The organism is Flavobacterium sp. (assembly GCF_044373165.1).
Taxonomy (GTDB): Bacteria; Bacteroidota; Bacteroidia; order Flavobacteriales; family Flavobacteriaceae; genus Flavobacterium.
The window spans coordinates 21825-29483 of sequence record NZ_JBILQL010000024.1; the positions used below are offsets into that span (position 1 = coordinate 21825).

Genomic DNA, 7659 nt, shown 5'->3' on the forward strand with positions numbered 1-7659 from the left:
TCTGCGACTCGCAACCTTTATAGCGGTTTTAACTTTTAAAACTTTTCCCCGTGTTGCGACAAGTCTAATCCCATATTTTCGGATTCTTCGGAAACTCGGATTGGAATCATGAGGTTGGTTAATTTGAATAGCAAATAAGCGCCACCAAACGTAACTATCGAAACCAAAACCAAAGCCAGCATGTGGTGCCCAAAAACGCTCCAGCCGCCGTAGAGTAAGCTTGCGTTTTCTCCTTTGGCAAAGATGGCTGTTAGGATCATTCCCATGATACCGCCTACACCGTGACAAGCGAATACGTCTAAAGTATCATCAATTTGTTTTAGCTTTTTCCAGTAGACCATTTTGTTGGAGACTATCGCGCCTATGAATCCGAAGAAAATACTTTGTGGAATGGTGACATAACCAGCCGAAGGTGTAATCACTACCAATCCTACTACAGCACCTATGCAAGCGCCGAGAGCTGATACTTTTCTACCGTTCATTCGGTCGAAGAACACCCACGACAACATAGCGGATGCCGAACAAATCGTGGTAGTAGCAAAAGCCATGGCCGCTGTAGCATTAGCCGCCAAAGCCGAACCGGCATTAAATCCGAACCAACCGAACCATAGCATTCCTGTGCCTAATAAGACAAACGGAATGTTGGTAGGAATGTGTTCGCTGTTTTTTCTTTTGCCTAAAACCAAAACACCAGCCAAAGCCGCAAAACCCGCACTCATGTGAACTACCGTTCCACCCGCAAAGTCCTTTACACCGAAAAAGCTACCCAAGAGACCGTTTGGGTGCCAAATCATGTGGCATAAAGGCGCGTAGATACAAATGGTGAACAAGCAAATAAAGAGCAAAAAGGAGATGAAACGGATGCGTTCCGCGAGGGCGCCGGTAATGATGGCCGGTGTTATGACGGCAAATTTCATTTGGAACAAAGCAAACAAAATAAAAGGGATGGAAGAAGCCATGGTTTTGTGCGGATGCATTTCGACATAGCTAAAGAAAGCAAAATCAAACGGGTTGCCAATGATGCCATAGTGAACACCGTTAATCGTTGGACCAATCGGGGCGCCGAAAGAAAGTGAGAAACCCACGGTTACCCATAGCAAACTCACTACACCCAAACAAATAAAACTTTTGAGCATGGTAGAAATCACATTCTTCTTGCCGACCATTCCGCCGTAGAAAAAAGACAAGCCCGGCGTCATTAACAATACCAAGCACGAAGCCGTTAACAACCAAGCCACATCGGCATAATTGATGGTATCGACAGCATTAAAGGTTTTGAGATTATCGGTAGCTTCTTCCGGCCAGAATAAACCGGCTATGGCTACTGCCGAAACCAGCAGAAAGGCAAAAATCCAACGCTTTTCTATTTTCATAACTTCTTTATTAACCCATTTTAATTAGGGTAAAATTATAAAAGTTAGTTTAAAAATACACTTAATACCATAAAAAAATAGGGGTATTTTTCAATTTTTGTATATAATATAATAATTATACCCTAAAAAGCGTTAATATTTTAATACTTGAATTTTTTAGGCTGAAAATTGCAAAACCGTCAAGTGAAAAGAGGTGATTGCCAATAAAGATTCAGGATAATATCAAACAATCATTCATCTACAATTATAGTCGTTTGGTCTAACTTATAATCCAGTTGGGCGAATTCACATTATGGAATCAAGTATTCTTGAGTAAAATTGTATTGTCAAACAAAACGCAAACTCGGAATTGTATTTTATGAAAAACGATGTATTCATCATAGCATCAGTAAAAATAATTCCAAACGTTGGTCGGTTTTTCTTTCATACCGGAAGCCGACCAACAATTGTTTGTAATCCAATTATTAGTAATTATAACCGGAGTGAGACGATTGATAAGTCTCTTAACACCATTCCCACAAATACCAACCAAGTGTTAACCAGCACTTCTGCACCTATACAAGTTAATACCAAATACCACAAAAATTCCCCCGACCTAATTACAACTTCCTCCATAGTTCATTCCCCTTTTGGAGGAAGTAAGGTCAAAACCATTAACCCAAGCGGAAGTGCTACTCATTCCGGGAGTTTATCAAACCTTTTTATGAAGAAACATGGTTTTAGTAACCATAAAACCATATCACCCTTTGATATGCCCCAATAATAGTAGAGTAATGTGATTTTTTTAGTTAGGTCCCCGCAATAATTATTGGGCGTTGCGGGGACTATTTTTTTATGCTCAATTTTTGGATTGCTTTTAAGTCGGCACTCTTAAAGTTTGCGGCTGCAGCGGTGTAACCCAAATAAACAATTTCTCCGTTTTGCGCGTTGGTCACAGTCACAAATTTCTCGCTGGGGGTTTTTATGAACAACAAGTAATAAAACGGCGCAGTGCTGTTTGCAATTTTGTCGTTGAGTTCGGCTAATGGCACTACTTTATAGGCCTGATTGAAGCCATCGAAGATTTCCTTGTCGGTGTACTTTTTGCTTTCATCGTCGGAGTTTTTGGAGAACTTGGTTAGGACATAATCCGGGATGAAGAGTGTAGTCGAAGCCAGTTTTTGGAGTTCACTAGTGTTGGCTATTTCGGTTTTGGCGGCACACTCGTTGCCTTTTTCTAATAAAGTGCAAAGCTGTTGTATATAATTGCCCAACACACCGGTGCCCCAGTTTTTGAAATGACTGGCAGTGTCGTACTCCATTTTGTAAAGGGCGCTTGGGTTGTTTTGGGCGAAGAAATCGGCGAAGAGTTCTACGGTAGCCACTACGATTTTATCTTGCTGATTGAAGTGTCGGCGTTTTTTGGGGTCGTAGGTGTATTTGCCGTTGGTCGTCCAAAGCTCCAAATAAATGCGGGTTTCGGTGGAAGCCAAAGTGCTGTTGGACGTGGTCATATTGGCGCCCAAGGTTACAAAGCTATTGTTGGGCGCGATGTTTTTCTCTACCTCGGTGTATTTGATGCATTCGACTTTACCGAGTGTCCAAGCTTTTTTGATAGCCGCTACATAACCCGCTGCCGCAGGCGAAGCCGGATCTTTCATAGCGAAGTAAGTAGTGCCTTGTTTGATTTTGGCGACTTCAGCGGTGTTGGTTAGGGTGATTTGGGCGAAGCTGAATAGGGGGAATAAAGCAATCGCTATGAAAATGTTGAAGGTGATTTTTGACTTCATAAGGGTTGGTGTTTATTCTTGATTAACTTTCTGTTATGTAATCGTAGATGCTATCCTCAACTGGTGTCTTCATTGAAAAAACAACTTTTACTACTGAAACAGGTTTACCATTATCATCATTGAGGGTTGATTGGATAAAAGAATTTTCTATTGGAGTTATGTCTCCCATATAATAAAAATCTGTTCCTTCATCGTTGCTTTTTTTGATGAATAATGGGATTCGCAAATTTTGATGTTTTTTTAAAATCTGAATATCTGGACTATTAATATTCCTTTTTGATTTTGACATCCATTGGAACTCGAATTTATTTATAAAACCATCGTCGTATTTTGTTGTGCTTGAGATATGTTCTTCTTTATGATAATTAACAAAAATTGGGAAGTTTGACTTGTCTGGACTAACAATATAACCACCTACATTTTGTGCTAACGGGTTGCTATCCCAATTGAGAATTCTGAATACATCTTTACGAGAGTATTTACGATACAATACAAATCCATCTACAAATTTTTCTTTTTGATATAACTTTTTAAAAATATAGATGGAGTACAATATGTTATCAGTTAGGAATTCTTTGAAAGTACTATTGTTAAGATTAGTTTTTAATTGAGATTTAAGGCAAATGATATTGTCTTTTGTAATAATATTTTGAATATCATAAATTTTATTTACTGGTAACAACTTTCCTCCTTTGTTTTGAGTAACAAAACCAAAATTCAAATTATTGATGGCTGAGAACAAAGTTTCTTTTGATGGAGTATAACCAAAACAATTTTTAATGATTGTTTCAATTTTTTCAAAGGCTACTTTACTGTTTTTAATTAACTCTATTAAAATAATGTTTTCCTCTACTCGCTTAGTATTATTAATTTCATTCGAGAATAATTCCAGTAATCTGATTTGTTCTACATTAAGTAAACCTTTAAAATCAGACTGTAGACTAGCTACAAAGTTGTAGTATGATTTCGAGTAATTAGCGAATAGAAAAGGATCCCTTGAGCCATGTTCAATAAAATCCATCATCATTGGGACTTTACCTAGTTTTGCTTTTAAAACAATGTAGTCATTTACTAAGTCTTTTTTGAGTTGCATATTTGCAGTATCAATAGCTTCAAAGATTCTCTTCTTAGAAATTTCGTCAAAGTTGATTGTTGAAGCTCCAGGAATCATATTACTTCCACCAGCCATTAATTTTCTTAAGTTGTCTTTATTATACGAGGTATCACCATACAAAGCGATAGGGACAAGGAAAGAATTAGTATAATTGCCTATGAAGTCTATAACAGTTAGATATTCTTTATTATTGGTTTTTCGCAAACCTCTTCCAAGTTGCTGAACAAATACAATTGCAGACTGAGTAGGGCGAAGCATAATAATTTGGTTTACACTTGGTATATCAATTCCTTCATTGAATATATCTCGGGTAAAGATGTAATCTAATTTTTCTGAAATAGAATCTGATTCCAGTCTATTAATAGCTTTGGTTCTTTCTTCTTCAGAACTATCTCCAGTGAGTGCCACTGTTTTAAAACCTCTATCGTTAAATTCATTAGATAGTTGGATACATTCCTCTACTCTAGAACAAAATATTAGTCCTCTTATAACACCAGAATCGCAACCATATAATTTTGCATTTTCTATAATTCGGTCAACTCTTTCAGTTGAGGTTAATAAGTTAAAATCGGCTTTCTCTTCTAAAATTTCACCATCAACCGTTATGTCTGTAACTCCAAAGTAATGAAATGGACTTAACATTTCTTCTTCGAGTGCGCGGTGTAGTCTTATTTCGTAAGCAATATTATAATCAAACGATTGGAATATGTCGAAATTGTCACCACGTTCAGGAGTTGCTGTCATTCCTAAAAGGAATTTAGGATTGAAATGGTTTAAGATTCTCTGATAAGATTCAGCTCCAGCTCTGTGGGTTTCATCGATTACAATGTAATCAAAGTAGTCAGCAGAAAATTGGTCTAAGTTTTCTTGTTTTGAAATGGTTTGAACAGTTGAAAATACGAAATCGGCTTGTAAATCTTTTTGATTACCGGTATATAACCCCATTGTTTTAGTGTCTCCAAAAATACTTTTGAAGGTTTTCATTGCTGCTTTCGTTATGTTTTCTCTGTGAACAACAAACAAGAACTTTTTTGGATTTACTTTTTTTACATCGAAAGCAGAAAGGTAGGTTTTGCCTGTTCCAGTTGCGGATATTAATAATGCCTTGTTTTTATCTTTAGCTCTGAGTTTCTCTATATTGGCTAAAGCCTCAATTTGCATGGCATTAGGCACAATCTTTTTTGAGCTATATAATTCTTCTTTTAGGTCAAAATTTAGCTGTACGTTTCTTTTGTATACGGCTTCATACTTTTCAATAAAAGATAAAGTTACTGGTATTGCATTTTCAAACTCTGAAGTGAATTCATTTATTGCTTCAAAGATTATATGGCTTATCGGCGCAGCAGAAATTTTAAGATTCCATTCTTTATTTGAGCAAAGTGCTGTGGCGGTTAAGTTACTACTTCCAATAATTAGGTTGTAGATTTCTCCTTTTTTAAAAAGATATCCTTTAGAGTGAAAATCGCCATCGGTAACAATTTTAAGTTCTATATTTTTAAATTGTAAAAGTCTTTTTAAAGCTTCAGGTTGGGTGAAGTTTAAATATTGTGAAACAAGTATTTTACCTTTTATACTTCTATTTTCTAAATCAATTAAAGTGTTGATTAAGGTTGATACTCCGCTTGTTGTTACAAACGCTACTGAAAACCAAAACTCATCATCTTTTTTTAACTCTCTTAATTCTTTTAAAATAGAGGTTAATACTTTTTTACCTTGCAATTTGTCATTGGTCAACAATTGCGGTAGGTATTCATTATTTGAGTGAATGCGCCTATCAATAAACCCCGTATTAAAACTTTGGAGTAAATGTTCTTTGATTAAATCCATAGTGTTAAGAGGCTATTAGTTTATCTACAATTGGAATGTCAGCTGCTGCCCAGTCTAATGCTTTTAGTTCGGTTTTGTCTAACCATTTGAAAGCAACATGTTCTGATAATTCTATGTGAGGATTACTGCATGAGCAAATAAAACTATGCATTGTTAAAATAAAATCTGGATACTCATGATTGACAGTAATGAATTGTGAGTCAATCGATAAGTCAAGGTTTAATTCTTCAAGGATTTCTCTTTTTATAGCATCTTCATTAGTTTCTCCTGATTCCACTTTGCCGCCTGGGAATTCATATTTGAAGGCTATGTAATCGTATTTATTATTACCTCGTTGAACACAAAGTATCTTATTGTTATGGAAGATAACAGCAGCTACAACCTCTACTTTTTTCATTGGACGACTCATAATTTCCAAATTTATGGAAAAAAGAATGTGATTTGAATATGTTGATGGTAGTTTTAAATAACGTTTTTGCTATTTGGCAAAAATAGTTTCAAAGTAACCCTCCAAAGCCCTTCTAAACAATTCCGTATCAATTTTCAAAAGTTCTTCTCTCACATTCCATCCTTGAATGAACTCTTCATCTTCTTTGCAGATTTCTTGACCGTTTAGTTTTCGGGTTAAGATATCGCTAAGTAGGACGTCATCGCAGCTGACATAAAGTGGATAATGTTTTTCGATGAAGTCCCAATATTCAAATCCTGAGTTGTTTTTTTGTTCTTGCATAGCTTTTGTTTTCGATTACTAATTTAAGAAAATGAGGTGATTTGTAAGCCTACAATTGTTTGCAAAATTTATGAACAATGTTCAAGCTTTTGGAATGACAACGTGAAGGCTTCTCGATACTATTTTACACCGTAAAAACTAACGTTTTCACGTTGTAAAATCACTCGAAGTGACGTAATAAGGGCGTCATGCTTTAATAGGGTTTGAAAATACTACTACACCCGTCAGTTCGAGTGGTTTTTTATGGAGTGTAACGGAATAAATCCCGAAGTGTCGGGAGTATCGAGAACCGTTGTATGGATAAGGTTCTCGATTTCCTTCGGCAGTCGGTTTCGTCTCGTGTGTTGCCCTTTGACCCTTCGACCCTTCGACTGCGCTCAGGGCAGGCGAGCTCAGGGTGACAATCGTTTTTCTAATTGACTTTAGTTATTCCCAACAAAAAACCCCAACGTTTCCGTCGGGGTTTCTTATAAATTAAGTGGTAACTACTACCAAATCTTCACACGCTTTTCGGGTGCTAAGTATAAGGAGTCGGTAGGTTTAATATTGAACGCTTCGTAGAATTCCGGAATGTTGCGTACGGTTCCGTTTACACGGAATAAGGCCGGCGAGTGTGGGTCGCCTGCAATTTGACTGCGCAAAGCTTCTTCGCGGATTTTCTCAGCCCATACTTGTCCCCAGCCCAAGAACACGCGTTGCATACCGGTAAAGCCGTCCATTACCGGTGCTTCTTTGCCGTTTAATGTAGCTTTGTAGGCTTTGATGGCAATGCTTAGTCCGCCCAAGTCGCCTATGTTTTCGCCTAGGGTAAAGTCGCCATTCACATTTAAATCAGGGAAGGCTTTA

7 protein-coding genes are annotated in these 7659 nt (G+C 37.1%); 1 reads left to right on the forward strand and 6 read right to left on the reverse strand.

The features are described from left to right. Nucleotides 1–35: 35 nt before the first annotated feature. A complete protein-coding gene (locus ACIQ32_RS05220) occupies nt 36–1373 on the reverse strand; it encodes an ammonium transporter (protein ID WP_396194639.1) in 1338 nt (445 codons plus the stop codon). 358 nt (nt 1374–1731) lie between these two features. Between ACIQ32_RS05220 and ACIQ32_RS05225 the strand changes: the two genes are divergently transcribed. Beyond that, nucleotides 1732–2136, forward strand: a complete 405-nt coding sequence (locus tag ACIQ32_RS05225) for a hypothetical protein (RefSeq protein WP_396194640.1) — start codon at nt 1732–1734, stop codon at nt 2134–2136. A 61-nt stretch (nt 2137–2197) separates the two neighbouring features. Here the strand turns inward: ACIQ32_RS05225 and ACIQ32_RS05230 are convergent, their stop codons facing one another. The 5 genes from ACIQ32_RS05230 to ACIQ32_RS05250 all read right to left on the reverse strand — a co-directional run. Further along, a complete protein-coding gene (locus ACIQ32_RS05230) occupies nt 2198–3142 on the reverse strand; it encodes a hypothetical protein (protein ID WP_396194641.1) in 945 nt (314 codons plus the stop codon). A 22-nt stretch (nt 3143–3164) separates the two neighbouring features. Further along, nucleotides 3165–6083, reverse strand: a complete 2919-nt coding sequence (locus tag ACIQ32_RS05235; protein WP_396194642.1) for a DUF3427 domain-containing protein — start codon at nt 6081–6083, stop codon at nt 3165–3167. A gap of 4 nt (nt 6084–6087) precedes the next feature. Next, complete coding sequence (locus ACIQ32_RS05240) at nt 6088–6492, reverse strand: (deoxy)nucleoside triphosphate pyrophosphohydrolase (RefSeq protein ID WP_396194643.1); 405 nt, start codon at nt 6490–6492, stop codon at nt 6088–6090. A gap of 69 nt (nt 6493–6561) precedes the next feature. Continuing rightward, the gene (locus ACIQ32_RS05245) at nt 6562–6813 is read right to left on the reverse strand and encodes a hypothetical protein (protein ID WP_396194644.1); all 252 of its coding nucleotides are present in this window, start codon (nt 6811–6813) and stop codon (nt 6562–6564) included. A 488-nt stretch (nt 6814–7301) separates the two neighbouring features. Next, nucleotides 7302–7659: M13-type metalloendopeptidase (locus tag ACIQ32_RS05250; protein WP_396194645.1), on the reverse strand; the 358-nt coding region annotated here is incomplete at its 5' end.